This is a genomic window from Acetobacter okinawensis (assembly GCF_002153655.1).
Taxonomy (GTDB): Bacteria; Pseudomonadota; Alphaproteobacteria; order Acetobacterales; family Acetobacteraceae; genus Acetobacter; species Acetobacter okinawensis_A.
Genome location: NZ_JOPJ01000001.1, coordinates 48,664 through 66,154, shown reverse-complemented (window position 1 = coordinate 66,154; position 17,491 = coordinate 48,664). Strand labels below are relative to the sequence as shown.

Genomic DNA, 17,491 nt, shown 5'->3' with positions numbered 1-17,491 from the left:
GGCTAACAGTTACGCCCCGGCGGTGTTCAGGGCATCTGTCCGTAATGTGGGGGCATCGGTGCCAAAACGGAATACCAGATCGTCCGCTAATGTGATGGAAGCAAAAATTTCCAGCAGATTGCCCGCAAGGGTAAAGCCTGCAACGGGTTCGGCAATCTGTCCGTCACGGATCATAAAGCCCGAGGCGCCCCGGCTGTAATCCCCCGTCAGACCATTGATGGAGGACCCCATCATCTCCGTAATATACAACCCTTCTTTGATGTCGGCCATCAACGCGGTGGGGGAGAGGGTTCCGGGTTCAAAAAACAGGTTGCTCGCAGATGGGCCGGGAGGGCTTGCAGTGCCACGGGCTGCGCGGGCGTTGCTTTGCAGGCCAAGCTGGCGTGCGCTGCGGCTGTCGAGCACCCATGATTGCAAAACCCCGTCCCGCACGAGGGAGAGGGGGGCCACAGCCATGCCCTCCCCGTCAAACGGGCGGGAGCGTAGGCCTTTTATGCGGGTTGGGTCATCGGTAATGCCAACGGTGCTGGCAAAAATGGCCTGCCCCATTTTGTCCTTGAGGAAGGATGTACCACGGGCAATGGAGGTGCCCGTGATAGCCCCTACAAAATGGCCCAGAAAGCTCCCCGCAACCCTTGGGTCGAACACAACAGGGTAGCGCCCGGTTGCCGGGCGGCCGGGGTTAAGGCGGGCCACGGCTTTTTGCCCGGCGCTATGGCCAAGTTCTGCCGCGTCCTTGAGGTCACGGAGCCAGACCGTGCCGTGGTAGTCATAATCGCGCTGCATGGCATCACCCGTGCCAGCAAGAACGCAAACCGAGTTGGAATGGCTGGTGCGGCTGTAAGTGCCAGCAAATCCGGCGGAGGTTGCCAGAGTAATATCTGTCCGCCCCCATGATGCGCTGCTGCCGGCGCTGTTGGTAACACCTTTTATGGCCAGAGCAGCTTCTTCCCCCGCTCTGGCGCGTGCAAGCAGAGCCGTGGTGTCAGGCTCGGCGGGGTCTGCCAGTTCCAGCGTGTTGGTGCTGAACGTGCCCTGCATGGCCTCGGGGGCAAGGCCTGCGTACTGGTCATCGGGCAGAACGCGGGCCATGGCCAATGCCTGCTCCACCAGTGCGCCAAACTTGGCCCGGTCAGGGGTGGTGGTGGAAACAATGGCGTTTTTGCGGCCCACAAAAACCCTCAACCCCAGATCTGTCGTTTCCGAGCGTTCAAGCTCTTCGGTTACGCCATTGCGCACACCAGCACCTACGGCGGTGCTGCTGACAAAAACGGCGTCTGCTGCATCTGCCCCGCTGGCACGGGCTTGGGCAACCAGATCGGCAATAAGGTCGAGGGGCTGTTGCGTCATGCTGCCAGTGTCTCCTTGATGCTTTGCAGGGACGGAATGTGGCCTATGGGGCCAAGGGCTGCAAGCGTGGGAGCGCCTGCAAAAATGCGGGCCGCTGCACGGCAGATATCCTCACGCGTGACGGCTTCTATCTTGTCCACCGTTTCCTGTGTGGGAATGACGCGGCCAAAAATCTGGAGCTGTCGGGCAATCTGCTCGCACCGGCTGCCCGTGCTTTCGAGCGACATGAGCAGGGAAGATTTGAGCTGTGCACGCGCACGGACCAGTTCGTCCGATGTAACGCCAAGCTGGACCTTGCGGAGTTCTTCCAGAGTGACGGGAATAAGCTCGGCACATTCTTTCTCCCCCGTACCAGCATAAATGCCGAACACGCCGCCGCCTTCATACGGAGCATTGAAAGAGTAAACCGAATAGACCAGCCCGCGTTTTTCCCGGATTTCCTGAAACAGACGTGAGGACATGCCGCCGCCCAGCAGGGTGGAAAGCAGGAGTGCTGCGTAATAGTCGGGGTCATGGTAGCCGGTGGAGGGGAAGCCAAGCACAATATGCGCCTGATCCAGCTCCTTGACCTGACGGAACTCCCCCCCTGCGTAAAGGGCGTTGTCCATTGCCGGGGCTGTTGTGGTGGGCAGGTCGGCAAAATGGCGTTCTACCTGCGCGACGACCGCCGCATGCTCCAGATTGCCAGCGGCTGCGACAATCATGTTCGACGGGTTATAGTGCGTTCCCATGTAGGACATGAGTGTTTCACGCTGCATGGTCTGGATCAGGCTTTCCGTACCCAGAATGGGGCGGCCCATGGGCTGGTTGGGGAATGCGGTTTCCTGAAAATGGTCAAACACCACGTCATCGGGTGTGTCGTTCGCCTGACCGATTTCTTGCAAAATCACGCCACGTTCGCGTTCCAGTTCGGCGGCGTCAAACGTGGAGTGGGTCAGGATATCGCCAATAATGTCGATCCCCAGATCAAGGTTTTCCTTGAGAAGCTTGACGTAGAACACCGTCTGCTCGCGGGCGGTATAGGCATTGATGTGCCCGCCCACGTTCTCAATTTCTTCGGCAATACGCAGGGCGGAGCGGCTGGTGGTGCCCTTGAAGGCCATGTGCTCCAGAAAATGGGATACGCCATTTTCCGCCGCAGTTTCATTGCGGGTCCCAGCGGAAATATAGGCCCCGAAGGAAACGGTTTCCACCCGGTCCATGCGTTCGGTCACAACGGTCAGGCCGGAGGGCAGGCGGGTCAGCTGGATGGGGTCTGTCATTCTTGTCCTGAGGAACAGCAGGGCCACCACATGGGTAGCCCTGCGCTTGGGGGAGTGGGCTGGTTAGCCAGCGTTGGAGAGGACTGCTGCGCGCACCGCGTCCTTGATGGCGTTTTCGGTCGCGGGGACCGTGCGGTAACGCTCTTCACGCTCGAACAGGTCGGCCAGATGTACGGGGAGTGCGGGATGAATACCCGTGGCGGCCACCATGGCGTCGGGGAATTTGGCCGGGTGTGCCGTGGCCTCGGCCACCATGGGTATGCCCGGCTGGCGGAAGCGGCGGCCAGCGGCAATACCAATGGCGGAGTGCGGGTCGGCCATATAGTCCGAGCGCTGGTGCAGGGCGCGGATTTCGGCCTCGGTCTGGCTGTCATCCAGCGCCAGACCGGAGAAGAGGGTACGTGCGTTCTCCCACACTTCTGGCGGCACATCCATGTGCCCCGTGCTGCGGAAGCCGGTCATGATGCGTGCACAGGCGGTGGCATCGCGCCCGAGCAGTTCAAACAGAAGCCGCTCGAAGTTGGAGGAGACCTGAATGTCCATGGAGGGGGAGAGGCTGGGCACCACCCCTTTGATGGTCATGTCATTGGCATTGAGGAAGCGGGTCAGAATATCGTTGCGGTTGGAACCCACGCAAAGCTGGCGGATGGGCAGGCCCATCTTGCGTGCAGCCCATGCCGCCAGAATATTGCCGAAGTTGCCCGTAGGCACGGCAAAGGAGACCTCACGCTCGGGCGCACCCAGTGCAAGGGCTGCATGCACATAATAGGGAATTTGCGCAGCAATACGCGCCCAGTTGATGGAGTTGACAGCGGAGAGGTGCATCTCGCGCCGGAAGGGCAGGTCCGCGAACAGGCTTTTGACCAGATCCTGGCAGTCATCAAACGTGCCTTCAACCGCAAGGTTGGTCACGTTGGGCTCGCGCACGGTGGTCATCTGCCTGCGCTGCACTTCGGATGTGCGGCCCTTGGGGTGCAGAATAATAACGGACAGGCGCTTGCGGCCACGGCAGGCCTCAATAGCGGCGGAGCCCGTATCGCCCGAGGTGGCACCGACAATGGTCACATGGTCGTCACGCTGGGTCAGCACATGCTCAAAAAGCTGGCCAAGCACCTGCATGGCCATGTCCTTGAAGGCAAGGGTCGGGCCGTGGAACAGCTCCTGTACAAACAGCCCGTCTTCAACCTGTGTCAGCGGCACAATGGCCGGGTGGTCAAAGCCTGCATAGGCTTTTGCACACAGGGTTTTGAGCGTGTCTTCATCAATGTCGGAGCCGGTAAAGCGGGCCAGAATACGTGCCGCCAGCTCCGGGTAGGGCAGGGCGCGCATGGCCTGCCAGTCCGCCAGCGAGAACTCGGGCCATGTTTGCGGCAGGTACAGCCCGCCATCTTCGGCAAGGCCGGTCAGCAGAACATCGGAAAACGAGAGAACGGGAGCATTCCCGCGTGTGGAAATGTAGCGCATGTGGGCGATTATATCCTGAATGACGGATGCCGCGAAGTGGTCTTGTACGATATATTCGGGTGTGCCTAGCCCGGCGGGGGCGTTGTGGGCAAGGTCAGCCTGTAAATGGTGACCGGCCATGAGATGGAGGCCGAGGGCGCGCCAAAGGCCGTGCTGTGGTCAAGCTGGCTGGCTGAGACATACAGGTGGCCGTGCCCGTCCAGCCCCGGTGTTGTGGGCCATTGCAGGCGTGGGTCAGTGACAAGCCTGCGCGGCACCCGCCCGGTGGTGTAGCTGAGGATGCTCGATGTTGTGATGTCGGACCAGTAGAGTGTCCCGTCATCATCAATGGTCAGCCCGCCGAGTGAGGGGGTCTTGAACCATTGTGTCACACTTTCCTCAAACGCTGCGGGCGTTATGTCCGGGTCGGTAAAAATGGCGGTGGACACGCGGGAGAGGTATTGCCCCGGCGCTTGCAGCACAAGCCAGGACCCGTCCGGGCTGACCGCGATCATGCTGGCGTCCACAGCGGCGTAGTGGCCTGTGCTGTCCCGCACCGGGCCGCTGGGTGTTACAATCGGGCGGCTGGCGACCAGGTCCGGGTGGTGGTCTAAAAAGCGCTTTGTCGTGGCGGAGGCCGTGTTGATCACCAGCAGACCGGCAACGCCTGAATCCGGCACATAGGCCGTGCTGCCATGGACTGCAATGCCGGACAGAATGCTGCCGGGCCGCAGGGCATTGGGGTCCACAGGCACAGTGCGGAGCACCGCGTTGGCTGCGGGGTCAATTTCTATCAGTTTGGGGGGCGCTACGGCGGGGTTTTTGCGGTTGGGCACACCGCTGTCGAGCACCCATATATGCCCATCAGCCGTTCGGGTCAGCCCGCCAAGGGCAACAAAGCGCTGGTCTGGTGCGCCCTGTGTTGCGTTCCACGCGGCATTGGGCCACGCCGCCAGTTGTCCGTCTGTATTGCGTACAAAAAGCTGGGGACCGGTATTGCCAACCCACGCCGGGGCTTCCAGCAGCATGCGGCCGTCAGGCAGGGGGACAATGGCGTCCCATATCTGGCTGCTGGACTGCATGAAGGGCTGGAGCGCGCTGGCAGGCAGCTCCGCCACCTTGGGCATATGCAGCGCCCATGCGGGTGTGCCGCCCAGTGGTAGGGTCAGCATGGCTGCCAGCAGGCCAAAAACTGCGCGGCGGGAGCGGGGAGGAAGGCGGGGGGAGGAAGTGGTCATGCGCGCGGGCATCCGGTCAGTAAAACGTCAGGCATACAAACATGGGTATGAGTGTCCGCTCCATGCGCCTGCCATGCAAACGCCTTATGCGCAGGGCGGATGCGCCCGCCTGCTGGCGCAGGGCAGGGGGCGGGCTGGCAGGGCACAGGAGCGGGTAGATTATGCATCCGGCGCGCGGTCCACGTAGCGGCGGCGGATGTGGTTCAGATACGCCGAGGCATCCAGTGGTTTGCCGGTGGCATCGTTCACAATCTGGGCCATGCTGGCGCTGCGTGCGCGGCCATGCACGTTCTGGCGCAGCCATGCCAGCAGTGGTGCAAAATCGCCCTGACCAATGGCAGGCAGAATGGCGGGGTTGGCGGCGCAGGCCGCATTGCGCAACTGGGCCGCTGTCATGGCGCCAAGGGCGTAGCAAGGGAAGTAACCGAACAGCCCTGCGGGCCAGTGGATGTCCTGCAGGCAGCCGCGCCGGTCATCTGGCACGCTCAGGCCCAGCAGGGCGTGCAGGCGGGTATTAAAGGCCGCAGGCAGGTCAGCCAGCGCCAGATCGCCCGAGATCAGGGCTTTTTCCAGCTCATAACGCACAAGAATGTGGGCAGGATATGTAACCTCATCCGCATCAACACGGATAAAGCCGGGTTCAACATGCGTTAAGTGGCGGTGCAGGCTGGCAGCGTCCCATCCTGCGGCATCATCCGCAACACCAAAGCCTGCACGGACCTGTGGCGCCAGCCAGCCTGCAAAGGCGGCAGAGCGGCAGAACTGCATTTCCATCAGCAGGGACTGGCTTTCATGCAGGGTCATGCCGCCGGACTGGCCTACGGGCTGGCTGGCCCATTGGGCGGGCAGGCCCAGCTCGTACAGGGCGTGCCCGGTTTCGTGCAGCACACCCATCAGAGCGGGAATAAAGTCCGATTCCACGTAGCGGGTGGTCAGGCGGACATCATGCGTGGCCCCGCCACAAAAGGGGTGCGCACTAACGTCCAGCCTGCCGCGTGTTGCATCAAACCCCATGCGCTGCATCAGGCGGCGGCCGAGTGCCTCCTGTTGCGCAACGGGGAAGGGGCCGGTGGGGGATAAAACCGCAGGCAGGCTTTTCTGCCGCTCCAGCACGGTGCCAATCAACTCGGGCAGGCTGGCGGCCAGAGAGGTGAATATGGGGTCTATATCCGTCTGCCGTGTGCCGGGGTCAAAGCTGTCCAGCAGGGCATCATACATGTTCAGGCCCACGGCCTCACCCGTGGCGCGGGCGCTCTCCCTTGTCAGGCGCAGCACTTCGGCCAGATGGGGCTCAAGGCTTTTGAAGTCACTTTCCTCCCGCGCGGTGCGCCATGCCATTTCACAGCGGGCGGTTGCCTGTGCGCTGGCTTCCACCAGATCCCCCGGCAGGGCGGTTGCCTGCGCATGCTGCCTGCGCATCTGCTCCAGATTGGCGGCGCGCCAGACGTCATCCCCCGCATCGGCTTGCCCCAGCAGGTCGGCCATAATGGGTGCGGTCAGGATTTCGTGGCGCAGGCCTTCGAGCATGGCCAGATTTTCCGCCCGTCTCTCGGCAGCGCCCGAGGGCATCATGACCTCCTTGTCCCACCCCAGAATGCCCAGAGCATCATTGAGGGAGGAAAGGCGCGCAAAGTGGCGTTCGAGGGAAAGATAGGCTTTATTCATGCAGCCCATGGTACAGCATCATGCAGGTGAGCGAAACCATGCGTCAGCACCTCTTGTGCGTGACCGGGGTGCAAGGCGTGGAGGTGGGGCCAGCATGGGTGGAAAAAAAGCGCAGGCTTTGCCCCCGCAGTCGGTAGCAGACAGGGCGCTGGCCTGTCTGGCGCGGGGGGATGCGGAGCAGGCCGAATCTCTCCTGCGCGAGCATTTGCGCTCTTACCCGGTGGATGCGCAGGGCTGGCACGCCATGGCCTGTGTTGCGCGGGCGGGGGGGAATTCCGCCGCCGCCATAGCCCTTGCAGGCAAGGCCGTGGAGCTTGCTGCTGAACCGTTTTTTTATATCACGCTCGGGCTGGCCCTGCTGGAGCAGGGGCACGTGGAGCCGGCGCGTGCGGCAGTCAATGTGGCGGTCATGTCCACACCGGCGGACCCCCGTGCGCATGATGCCATGGCCCGGGTTATGGAGGCAGCCGGGCGTCTGCCCGATGCCGAGCGGGCGCTGCAAAAAGCGCTCTCCCTCCGCCCTCTGGAGCAGGAGCGGCACATGGCGCTTGCCGCATTTCTGGCCCGTTGCGGGCGGGGGGCGGAGGCTGTAGCCGTATCGGCCCGCGCCCTTGCACTGGAGGGGGAGGCGGTGCTTGCCCATAACCTGCACGCCATGGTGCTGGAGCGCGATGGTCGTATGGCGCAGGCCGAGCCCCATTTTGCCGCCGTTGCCCACGCCATGCCGGATAACCCGCAGGCGCTGGCCAACCACGGTGCGGCACTGTTTGCCCAACGCAAATACGAGGAGGCGGAGCAGACACTGCAACGCGCGGCAGCTTTAGCCCCCAATGTGGCGGAAACCCGCAGCAATCTCGGGCTTGTCCATATGGCGCAGGGCAGGCTGCATATGGCCGTGCAGGAGCTGGAGGCCGCATACAGGCTACGCACGCATGATGCCCGTCTGGCGCTGAACTATGGCTCGGTGTTGATGGACCTTGGTCGTACGCAGGCGGCACAGAATATGTTCGCCCACGCCATGGAGCAGGCGCGCACTGTGGAGGACCGGGCGCGGGCTGCGCTTGATCTGGGTGGGCTGTACCTCGCGACTGGCCGCTTTGCGCAGGGCTGGGCGTTGTGGGAGGCCCGCAGGGACCTGCTTGCGCCGCCCACAGGCATTGCCGCATTGCCAGAGTGGGACGGTAAGGCCACGGATAAAACCGTGCTGCTGTATGCCGAGCAGGGGCTGGGCGACACGCTACAGTTCCTGCGTTACGTGGAGCAGGCGGTCAGCAGGGCGCGGATATGCCTTATGCTCCCCCAAAGCATGCAGCGGTTTGCAGCCTGCCTGCTCCCCCGATGGAACGGGCGTGTGCAACTGGTCTCCCCCGCGCAGGCAGGCGGGGCAAATGCCCGTTGTAGCCTGTTAAGCCTGCCCCACCGCCTTGGCGTGGCAGAGCCATTTGCCTGGCAGCCTGACCCCGCCTGTTTTGGCGGGGCTGGTGCTGTGCGCGAACGCAAGGGGCTGCATGTCGGGCTGTGCTGGTCGGGCAATCCGGTGTATCAGTTTGACCGGCGGCGCTCTCTTGCCCCTTCTTTGCTGGCGCAACTGGGGGGTGTGGACGGGGTGTGTTTTCAGGCCCTGCAACCGCATGACGGTCTTGCCAGCCTTCCCTTGCCGCTCGCCCCCCTGCCCAAAGGGGACCTGCTGGCCACTGCACAGCTTGTGGCCGGTCTGGATGTGGTTGTGAGCGTGGATACCATGATTGTTCATCTGGCCGGTCTGCTTGGCAAACCAACCCTGCTGCTGGACCGCTTTGGTGGGGACTGGCGCTGGGCTGCGGGCTCTGTTGTGGTGCCAGATTCCCCCGGGCAGGCTGCCGCGCAAGGCGGTGCGTTTGCGCGCAGTCTGTGGTACCCTTCGGTGCGGATCACCCGCCAGCCTGCTTTTTCGGAGGGGGTGGCCAGTTGGCACCAGCCACTCGCTGTTGCGGCAGAGTGGCTGGCGCAGATGGCGCAGGGTGGTTGCCCCGACCAGATCTAGCTTTATGATGCAGGCATGACACGTATCTCTCCCGATGGCGCTACGCCAGCTATGGCGCAATGGTTCGCCCTCAAGGCAGAAAACCCCGAAGCTCTTCTGTTTTTCAGGATGGGTGATTTTTACGAGCTGTTTTTTGATGACGCCATTGCCGCCGCCGCCGCGCTGGACATCGCCCTGACCGCCAGAGGCAACCATGGGGGCGAACCCATAGCCATGTGCGGTGTGCCGGTTGGTGCGGCTCCGGCTTATCTGTCCCGCCTGATTCGCCGTGGTTTTCGGGTGGCTGTGGCTGAGCAGACAGAGGTGCCACACAAGGGGCGCCCCGCCAGCAAGGGGCCGCTGGCCCGTGCGATTGTGCGGGTTGTCACCCCCGGAACCCTGACCGAGGATGAACTGCTGGAGCCCGGGCGCTCCAACCTGCTGCTCGCACTGGTCCGCCCCGAAGAGGCCGCCAGAGGCAAACGCAGGAAAGAGAGCGCACCACAGGAGGCAGACCAGCTTGGGGCGGCGTGGATTGATGTGTCCACCGGCCTGTTTGAGACCGCAAACCTGCCTGTAGCAGCATTGCCCGCCCTGCTTGGCCGCTTGGACCCGGCGGAAATTCTGGCTACTGCGGGGGTGGATCTGGGGGATTATGATGCCCGGCGCGCCCCCGAGGCCACATTGCCTGCCGCAGGTAGTGCACGCCAGCGACTGGCCGCAGCTTTTGATGTGGCGAGTATTGAGGCGTTTGGGACCTTCTCGGATGAGGAGAGCATGGCCGCGGCCATGGCGGTGGACTATGTCCGTCGCTCGCAGGCAGGCAGATTGCCACGCCTGACACACCCCATTCCGCAAAGCCAGAGCGGTGTGCTGGGGATTGACCCTGCGACCCGCGCCAGTCTGGATATTCTGCGCGCGCGCGATGGGGGCGGGGAGCACACGCTGTTTGCCGCCATGAACCGCACGGTCAGTGCGGCAGGTGCGCGTATGCTGGCCGAGTGGCTGGCCTCCCCCCTTACGCAGGTGGAAGCTATTGCCGCGCGCCAGAGTGGCTGGTGGTGGCTTAAGGAGCATACGGCCCGCAGCACGGCCCTGCGTGATGCGCTCAAGCGTGCGCCCGATATTGCCCGTGCATTGGGCCGCCTTTCCCTCGGGCGTGGGTTGCCGCGCGATATGGCAGGGGTCAGGGACGGGCTGGGTGCCGCGCGTGAGGCGGCCCGTATTCTGCTGGGGCAGGGCGATGCGGCGCAAGCTGCCGGACTGCCGGTTATTCTGGCCGATGCCTTTGCATGGCTTGGGGCTGCACAGTCGTTGGAGGCCGAACTGCGCGTGGCGCTGGCGGAAGAATTGCCCGCCCGGCTGGATGATGGTGGGGTTATTGCCACAGGCTATGACAGCGCGTTGGATGAGCACCGGACCTTGCGTGATAACTCGCGCCGTCTGATTGCCGCCTTGCAGGCTGAGTACGCAACGCGCTTTGGTGTCTCCAACCTCAAAATCCGCCATCACGCACAGCTTGGTTATGTGATGGAAGTCCCCGTAGGGGTGAGTGCGCGGCTCAAGGATAATGCAGACCTTATTCTGCGTCAGGGTACGGCCAGCACCGCACGCTTTGCCACGGAAGAACTGGCCAGCCTGAACGTGCGCATTACCGAGGCGGCAGAAAAAGCTGCCCAGCGCGAAAAAGCAGTGTTTGCGGAGCTTACGGCCAAAGTGCTGGCCGAGCGTGACCTGCCCCGGCTTGCGCAGGCCCTTGCGGTGCTCGATGTGTTGCAGTCGTGCGCTGCGCTGGCGGCAGGGGGCACATGGTGCAGGCCAGAAGTCAGCGAGGACACGGCGTTTGACCTGCAAGGCTGCCGCCATCCTGTGGTGGAGGCGGCCCTGCCGCCGGGTACGCGCTTTACGCCCAATGGCTGCGTGCTGGCCCCCGAGCGGCGCGTTATGCTGCTGACCGGCCCCAACATGGCCGGTAAGTCAACATTCCTGCGCCAGACCGCACTGGCCGTTATTCTGGCGCAAGGGGGCTTTCCTGTTGCGGCAGACAGTGCGCGCATCGGGGTTGTGGACCAGTTGTTCTCCCGCGTAGGGGCATCGGACGATCTGGCGCGCGGGCGCTCCACCTTTATGGTGGAAATGACCGAAACAGCCGCCATTCTCAATCAGGCCGGGCCGCGCTCGCTTGTGGTGGTGGACGAGATCGGGCGGGGTACGGCAACGCTGGACGGGCTGGCCATTGCATGGTCCGTGCTGGAGGCCCTGCATTCAACGGTGCGCTGTCGTGCAATTTTTGCAACCCACTTCCACGAACTGTCACGTCTTGTGGATACGCTGCCACGCCTGTGCCTGCATACAATGGCTGTGCGGGAGTGGCGTGGGCAGATCGTTTTTTTACACGAAGTGCTTGCAGGATCAGCAAAAAAAAGCTGGGGTGTGCATGTGGCGCGTCTGGCTGGTGTGCCGGTCAATGTGGTGGAGCGGGCAGGGCGGCTGCTGCGTGAACTCGAACGTGCTGAAAATACCATACCCGAACCCTTACCGCTTTTTGACACACAGAAGACATTACCCCCACCATGCGAAAATACGTTAAGTAAACGATTGATGGAGATTGATCCGGACAGTCTGACCCCACGGGCCGCACTGGATATGCTGTATGACCTGCGCAGGCAGGCCGTGCAGGATGCCGCAGCGCCCGCTGACGACTGAATCCCCTTTTCCCCCGACCGTTTTCAGGAGCAGAACCCGTACCCCTATGCCCACCTCTTCCGCACAGGCTGCCGCCGGGCAGCAGACCGACATGTCCGTTCTGGCGACCCTGACGCCAGAATCCCTTGCCGCGTGCCTGACGCGGGAGCTGAGGGATGCCACACCCGATGATGCGGCCATTCCCCCGCGGGATGAGGCCGTGGCCATTTTCCGGCGGCATCTGGGCCGGTATCAGGCCGATATTCGCAAGCGGTTTGAAAGTTACGAGCTTAAAGGGGCAGCCGCTGCCAAGACGCTGGCCTCTTTTGCCGATGTTATGCTGCGCGCCATTGTGGATCTGGCCGTGCGGGCAACTACGCCAAGCGAGCCGCTGGCCATTGGGGCGCGTTCCGGTTTTGCCGTAGCGGCAACAGGGGGCTACGGGCGGGGGCTTCTGGCGCCATTCAGCGATATTGACCTGCTGTTCCTTATTGCGCAGGGGGCAGGTGAGCGCGCGCACCCTGTGGTTGAATATGTTCTGTATTTTCTGTGGGATCTGGGGGTCAAGGTCGGCCACGCCACCCGCACGATTGATGAATGTATTGCCGAAGCAGCCAAGGACACAACAGTCCGCACGGCCCTGCTTGATGCCCGCCTGCTGGATGGGGATACCGCACTCTTTGCCATGTTTGAGGCCCGCTACATCCTCTCCTGTGTGGAGGCGGGGGCTGCGGGCTTTATCCATGACAAGCGGCGCGAGCGGCTGGAGCGGCACCGCCGTTTTGGGGATAGCCCGTATCTGGTCGAGCCCAACATCAAGGAAGGCCGCGGCGGCCTGCGGGACCTGCAAACCCTTTACTGGATGTGCCGCAACACCTTTGGTACCCGCCATGTAAGCGACCTGCTGGCCCCCGAGTTCATATGGATGGGCCTGCTGACAGAGCAGGAAGCCGCGCGGGCGCGCCGCTCGTGGGACTTTTTGTGGACTGTACGCCTGCACCTGCACTACGTGGCCGGGCGGGCGGAGGAACGGCTGACGTTTGACATGCAGCCCGTTATTGGCGCGCGCATGGGCTACACCCGCCATGGCCGCCAGAACGGGGTGGAGCGCTTTATGCGCCACTACTTCCTGACCGCGCGGGAAGTCATGCGCCTGACCCATGTGCTCGAACCCGCCGTGCTGCGGCAGGCACAGGGGCCGGTCGCCAACGCAGCCAAGCCGGATGAGGCCATGCGGGAGGCGGGCTTTACCCTGCTGGATGGGCAGATATTGCCTGACCGGGGTGTCTCCTTCGATCAGGACCCCATTAAAATGATGCAGATTCTGGACTGGGCGCGCCTGCGCCGCCGTCCACTGCACCCACTCGCGCGGCACCAGCTTATCCGCTGGGAGCGCAGGGCCACCACCCTGCGTGACAACCCCGAGGCGGCCCGCATCTTCCTTGACCTGCTGTGTGGCGACACAACGGAGGAGGAGCGCCCCCGCAGGCGTGGCGCAGCGCTGCCGCCCCCCAGCGCGGAAGAAAACAGCCCCGTTTATTCGGCAGCCTATGGCAGCCACCCGCCATCGGGTCACTCCTACTGGCTGCATATCCTTAACGAGACAGGCATTTTCGGCCGCCTTATACCCGACTGGGCGCGCATTGTCGGGCAGATGCAGTTTGATACGTACCACGTGTTCACCGTGGATGAGCACACGGTAGAGGCCATTCGTATTCTGGACGAAGTGGCCGCAGGGCGTATGGCGGATGAAATTCCCATTGCCTATGAGCTGATCCGTGGCCTGCACTCGCGCCGTGCGCTCTACATGGCCGTGCTTTTGCATGACGTGGCCAAGGGGCGTGGGGGAGATCATTCGGAAATCGGGTCGGAAATCGCTGCCGAGTTGTGCCCCCGCCTTGGCATGTCGGGCGAAGAGACGGAGACAGTCTCCTGGCTGGTGCTGCACCACCTTCTGCTCAGCCACACGGCTTTCCAGCGCGATATTGACGACCCCAAAACCATTCTGGATGTGGCAGATATTGTCCAGTCGCCCGAGCGGCTGCGTCTTTTGCTGCTGCTGACCATTGTGGACATGCGCGCGGTCAGTTCGCGCGTCTGGAACGCATGGAAAGCGACACTCCTGCGTGAGCTGTACATGCGGGTGGCGGAAGTGCTGGCAGGCGGCCTGTCCACCACGGAGCGCGATGTGCGCGTGCGCCATGCCAAGGACGTAACAGCACAAATTCTGGGTGAGGAAGGTGTTCCCCAGCGCGATATCGAGCACTTTCTCGGGTTGGGTTACGCAGGGTACTGGCTGTCGTTCGATTATGAAACGCACAGCCGCCACGCCCGCCTGATCCGCGAGGCAGATGCCCGTGGCGCCCCCCTTACGGTTGAGGTGCTACCCCTGCCAGCGCGTGGTGTTACGGAAGTGACCGTCTATACGGTGGACGTGCCGGGCCTGTTTTCCAAAATTGCTGGCGCACTGGCGCTGGCCGGGGCCTCCATTGTGGATGCGCGCATCCACACCATGACCCACGGCATGGCGCTGGATACGTTCTGGATTCAGGATACGTCGGGTCAGGCGTATGAGGAGACGCACCGCCTTGCGCGCCTGACATCACTCATTGAGCAGGGGCTGAGCGGGCAACTTGATATTGGGGCGGAAATAGCCCGTGCGGGTTTTGGCCACATGCCGCTGCGTATGCGCGCCATCCACGTACCACCCCGTGTGGTCGTGGATAACGGCGTGTCCAACACCTACACGGTGATTGAAATCAATGGTCGTGACCGCCCCGGCCTGCTGCATGACGTGACCGCCGCCATGAGCCGGGAGAACCTCCAGATCGCCTCCGCCCATATTACAACCTACGGAGTGCGGGCGGTGGACGTGTTTTACGTCAAAGACCTGTTCGGCCTTAAAATTACCGACAAAAAACGGCTGGAGGAAATCCGCGAGCGGCTGCTGGCCGGGCTGAAAGAGGCGGAGGCCGAGGCTTCCGCCTGTGCCAACGCCCGTTACTCGGCCTGAAGCGTAACGCTTTGCCCCGGGCTGACGGGGGATAGCCCTCTGTCCAGCCCGGTGCGCAGCGCCATGCCCTGCGTGCTGCGCGGGTCAATCAGCCCGGTGCGCAGGAATAAGTCGATCAGCACAAGGTTGACGTTGAACTTGAACGCATCCGTATCGCGCACAATGCGGTACGCCTCGCTCAGCGGGAGGAGCGCGAAGGATTCCACCTCGCCATCAGCCGCCGTGGGTTCAAAACTTTCGGGCAGGTACAGGTCGTAGCAGTATAAAATATCGCGGCGCAGCCCTTCCGGGCGGTCCAGCGCATACACGAGCCGTCCGGCCTGCACAGCCTGTTCCGCCAGTGCTGCGGGAATGCTGGCTTCCTCGGCTGCTTCCTTCACCAGTGCTTCACGCGGGGTGTGGCCTGCGGGCATGCCCCCTGCCACCAGATGGTCCAGTTTGGAAGGGTCCAGCCTTTTGTTGGCGGCCCGTCGGCCTGTCCACAGGTAAAGCCCGTCTGCCTTACGGACCAGACCATTCATGTGCACCCCGGTTGCCACAAACCCGAACAGGGGGAGTGCGCCGCGGTCAATGCGGCCTACAACCGGCTGGTCCATGTCCGTGCAGACGTCAAACAGTTCGTGGTGGGATTTGTAAAAACCTTCCTCCGCCAGAGTTTCCCCCAGTGCTTCCAGCTTTGCGGGGTGGGGCACGTTAAACCCCTTGTCGCGCGTGCCAAAGCCTGCGGCTTCCATGCGGGTGAACAACTCGGGGGCCAGCCAGCCCGAAGGGACGCCGCCAAGGCTCAGGGGGCTGCGTTTTCCCTCGGGGCTGGCGGTGTTGCAGTCTGTCAGGTGCCTCAGGAACGGGCTTGCATCGGAGGGCATGGGGGCAAAGGTCCAGTTCTTTTTGTGCCAAAACACGACTGCTGTTATCGGGGCATAAAACGGGCATGGCAAGGTGCCGGGGGGTTGCAAAAACCGCCCAACGTGCCACATCCGTGGGCATGTCCCCCCGTAGAGCAGTGTCTGGCCCACTGAACAGGCCGGTTTCCCATACTTTTTCCCGTTTGTTGCCGTACCTCTGGCCGCAAGAAAACAGGGCGCTGCGCTGGCGTGTTGCGCTGGTGCTGGTGGTTCTTGTGGCAGGCGAACTGGCAACACTTGCCGTGCCGATTGTGTACAGCAAGGTCATTGACAGGTTCGTGCACCCCAACAGTCTGGGTATGGCTCCGGCATTGCTCATTGTGGGGTATGGGCTTGTGCGCCTTGTATCCGGCGCACTGACCAACCTGCGGGATTCCCTGTTTGCTCCGGTGCGCTTCCGTGTGGCGCGGCAGGCCGCCTATCGCAGCTTTGTGCATATGCACAGGCTCTCCCTGCGCTTTCATCTGGACAGGCGTACAGGTGGCGTTACGCGGGCCATAGAGCGTGGCACGGAGGCAGTGGAGACACTGCTGCGGATGCTGATGTCCCTCTCCCCCACGCTGTTGCAGGCGCTGCTGGTCATGTGTGTGATCTGGCGGCTGTTCAACTGGTCCTATGTTGCCATGATCGCGGTCATGATTGTGAGCTACATTGTCTTTACGGTACGCTTTACCTCATGGCGGCTGGGTATTCGCCGTCGCATGAACGATACAAACAGCGAGGCCGCAGGCCGAGCGTTGGACAGCCTGCTGAATTACGAAACCGTAAAATATTTTGGCAATGAGGAGCACGAGGCCAGACGCTACGACAACGCGCAGGCCCGCTACGAAAAAGCCGCCATGAAAACCCAGTATTCTCTGGGGCTGCTCAACTTTGGTCAGGCAGCCATTATTGCCATATCCCTTGCCGCAGTCATGCTGCTGGGCGGGCATGATGTGGAGAGCGGGCATATTACGGTGGGTGAGTTTGTTATGGTCAACACCTACCTGCTCCAGCTTTATGGCCCGCTTAACTTTCTGGGGTCCGTGTATTCGGGTATCCGCACCGCACTGGTTGATCTGGAGCATATGCTGGGCCTGACAGAGGAGGCGGTCGAGGTTGCCGACCCCGCAACACCTCTGCCCATTGCCACACGGCTGGCGGATGCGGCTCCTGCGCATGTGCAGTTCCGCGACGTGCATTTTGGCTACCGCCCTGAGCGTGAAATTCTGCACGGCGTCAGTTTTGATGCCCTGCCCGGGCACAAGGTTGCCATTGTGGGCAGTACAGGGGCAGGCAAATCAACCATAAGCCGCCTCCTGTTCCGTTTTTACGATACATGGTCCGGCGCCGTGCTGGTGGATGGGCATGACGTGCGCTGCTACCGTCAGGCGGACCTGCGGGCCACCATAGGCGTTGTGCCGCAGGACACCGTGCTGTTCAATGACAGCATAGGCTACAACATAGCCTACGGGCGGCTGGGGGCGACCCCCGCGCAGGTGGAGGAGGCGGCCCGTCTGGCCCAGATCCACGATTTTATCATGACCCTGCCCGAGGGCTACGAAACACAGGTGGGCGAGCGCGGGCTCAAGCTCTCGGGGGGCGAAAAACAGCGCGTCGCCATTGCCCGCACGATTTTAAAAGACCCACGCGTTCTTGTGCTTGACGAGGCTACCAGTGCGTTGGACACACATACGGAAAAAGAAATTCAGGCTGCCCTCAAAACCGTTTCGGCCCGCCGGACAACCCTTGTGATCGCCCACCGGCTCTCCACCATTGTGGATGCAGACGAAATTCTGGTCATGGGGCAGGGGCTGGTTGTGGAGCGTGGCACACATGCGCAACTGTTGGCCGCACAGGGCCAGTATGCGGCCATGTGGGCTGCGCAGGCTACGGGGGAGGCCTGACCCACAGGCCGTTGCCATCGCGCCGAATCCGGTCGATGCTGC

General features: G+C 62.6%; 10 protein-coding genes. 4 read left to right on the top strand and 6 right to left on the bottom strand.

Annotated elements, in window-relative coordinates:
- Positions 1–9: 9 nt before the first annotated feature.
- The 5 genes from HK26_RS00285 to HK26_RS00265 form a co-directional block, all read right to left on the bottom strand.
- Complete coding sequence (locus HK26_RS00285; RefSeq protein WP_086637953.1) at positions 10–1,350, bottom strand: TldD/PmbA family protein; 1,341 nt, start codon at positions 1,348–1,350, stop codon at positions 10–12.
- Positions 1,347–2,612: a M16 family metallopeptidase gene (locus HK26_RS00280; protein ID WP_086637952.1), complete on the bottom strand. Its 1,266-nt coding sequence runs from the start codon at positions 2,610–2,612 to the stop codon at positions 1,347–1,349. The genes HK26_RS00285 and HK26_RS00280 overlap by 4 nt, the downstream gene beginning before the upstream one ends.
- Before the next feature lie 63 nt (positions 2,613–2,675).
- Positions 2,676–4,076, bottom strand: a complete 1,401-nt coding sequence (thrC, locus tag HK26_RS00275; protein ID WP_086637951.1) for a threonine synthase — start codon at positions 4,074–4,076, stop codon at positions 2,676–2,678.
- Between the two features lie 65 nt (positions 4,077–4,141).
- Positions 4,142–5,293, bottom strand: coding sequence for an L-dopachrome tautomerase-related protein (locus tag HK26_RS00270; protein WP_086638029.1), 1,152 nt, complete (start codon positions 5,291–5,293; stop codon positions 4,142–4,144).
- A gap of 159 nt (positions 5,294–5,452) precedes the next feature.
- Positions 5,453–6,958 carry a carboxypeptidase M32 gene (locus tag HK26_RS00265; RefSeq protein ID WP_086638028.1) on the bottom strand — a complete coding sequence of 502 codons (1,506 nt, stop codon included), beginning with the start codon at positions 6,956–6,958 and terminating at the stop codon, positions 5,453–5,455.
- Positions 6,959–7,052: 94 nt separating this feature from the next.
- Here HK26_RS00265 and HK26_RS00260 point away from each other — a divergent pair, with 94 nt between their 5' ends.
- Genes HK26_RS00260 through HK26_RS00250 form a run of 3 tightly spaced genes read left to right on the top strand, consistent with a single transcriptional unit; the run spans position 7,053 to position 14,658 of the window.
- Entirely contained in the window at positions 7,053–8,981 is a 1,929-nt protein-coding gene (locus HK26_RS00260; RefSeq protein WP_180539225.1) for a tetratricopeptide repeat protein, read from the top strand.
- Positions 8,982–8,996: 15 nt separating this feature from the next.
- Positions 8,997–11,666, top strand: a complete 2,670-nt coding sequence (mutS, locus tag HK26_RS00255; RefSeq protein ID WP_086637949.1) for a DNA mismatch repair protein MutS — start codon at positions 8,997–8,999, stop codon at positions 11,664–11,666.
- 46 nt (positions 11,667–11,712) lie between these two features.
- On the top strand, positions 11,713–14,658 hold the full coding sequence (locus HK26_RS00250; protein WP_086637948.1) for a [protein-PII] uridylyltransferase: 2,946 nt from the start codon (positions 11,713–11,715) through the stop codon (positions 14,656–14,658).
- Here the strand turns inward: HK26_RS00250 and HK26_RS00245 are convergent.
- Positions 14,646–15,524 carry an NUDIX hydrolase gene (locus tag HK26_RS00245; RefSeq protein WP_086638027.1) on the bottom strand — a complete coding sequence of 293 codons (879 nt, stop codon included), beginning with the start codon at positions 15,522–15,524 and terminating at the stop codon, positions 14,646–14,648. The two genes, HK26_RS00250 and HK26_RS00245, sit on opposite strands and share 13 nt — an antisense overlap.
- Before the next feature lie 182 nt (positions 15,525–15,706).
- Here HK26_RS00245 and HK26_RS00240 point away from each other — a divergent pair, with 182 nt between their 5' ends.
- Positions 15,707–17,449, top strand: coding sequence for an ABCB family ABC transporter ATP-binding protein/permease (locus tag HK26_RS00240; protein ID WP_086637947.1), 1,743 nt, complete (start codon positions 15,707–15,709; stop codon positions 17,447–17,449).
- Positions 17,450–17,491 lie beyond the last annotated feature (42 nt).

Coding starts and splice junctions, on each gene's coding strand:
- HK26_RS00285 (WP_086637953.1), bottom strand. CDS start 1,350: ATGACGCAACAGCCCCTCGACCTTATTGCCGATCTGGTTGCCCAAGCC.
- HK26_RS00280 (WP_086637952.1), bottom strand. CDS start 2,612: ATGACAGACCCCATCCAGCTGACCCGCCTGCCCTCCGGCCTGACCGTT.
- thrC (WP_086637951.1), bottom strand. CDS start 4,076: ATGCGCTACATTTCCACACGCGGGAATGCTCCCGTTCTCTCGTTTTCC.
- HK26_RS00270 (WP_086638029.1), bottom strand. CDS start 5,293: ATGACCACTTCCTCCCCCCGCCTTCCTCCCCGCTCCCGCCGCGCAGTT.
- HK26_RS00265 (WP_086638028.1), bottom strand. CDS start 6,958: ATGAATAAAGCCTATCTTTCCCTCGAACGCCACTTTGCGCGCCTTTCC.
- HK26_RS00260 (WP_180539225.1), top strand. CDS start 7,053: ATGGGTGGAAAAAAAGCGCAGGCTTTGCCCCCGCAGTCGGTAGCAGAC.
- mutS (WP_086637949.1), top strand. CDS start 8,997: ATGACACGTATCTCTCCCGATGGCGCTACGCCAGCTATGGCGCAATGG.
- HK26_RS00250 (WP_086637948.1), top strand. CDS start 11,713: ATGCCCACCTCTTCCGCACAGGCTGCCGCCGGGCAGCAGACCGACATG.
- HK26_RS00245 (WP_086638027.1), bottom strand. CDS start 15,524: ATGCCCTCCGATGCAAGCCCGTTCCTGAGGCACCTGACAGACTGCAAC.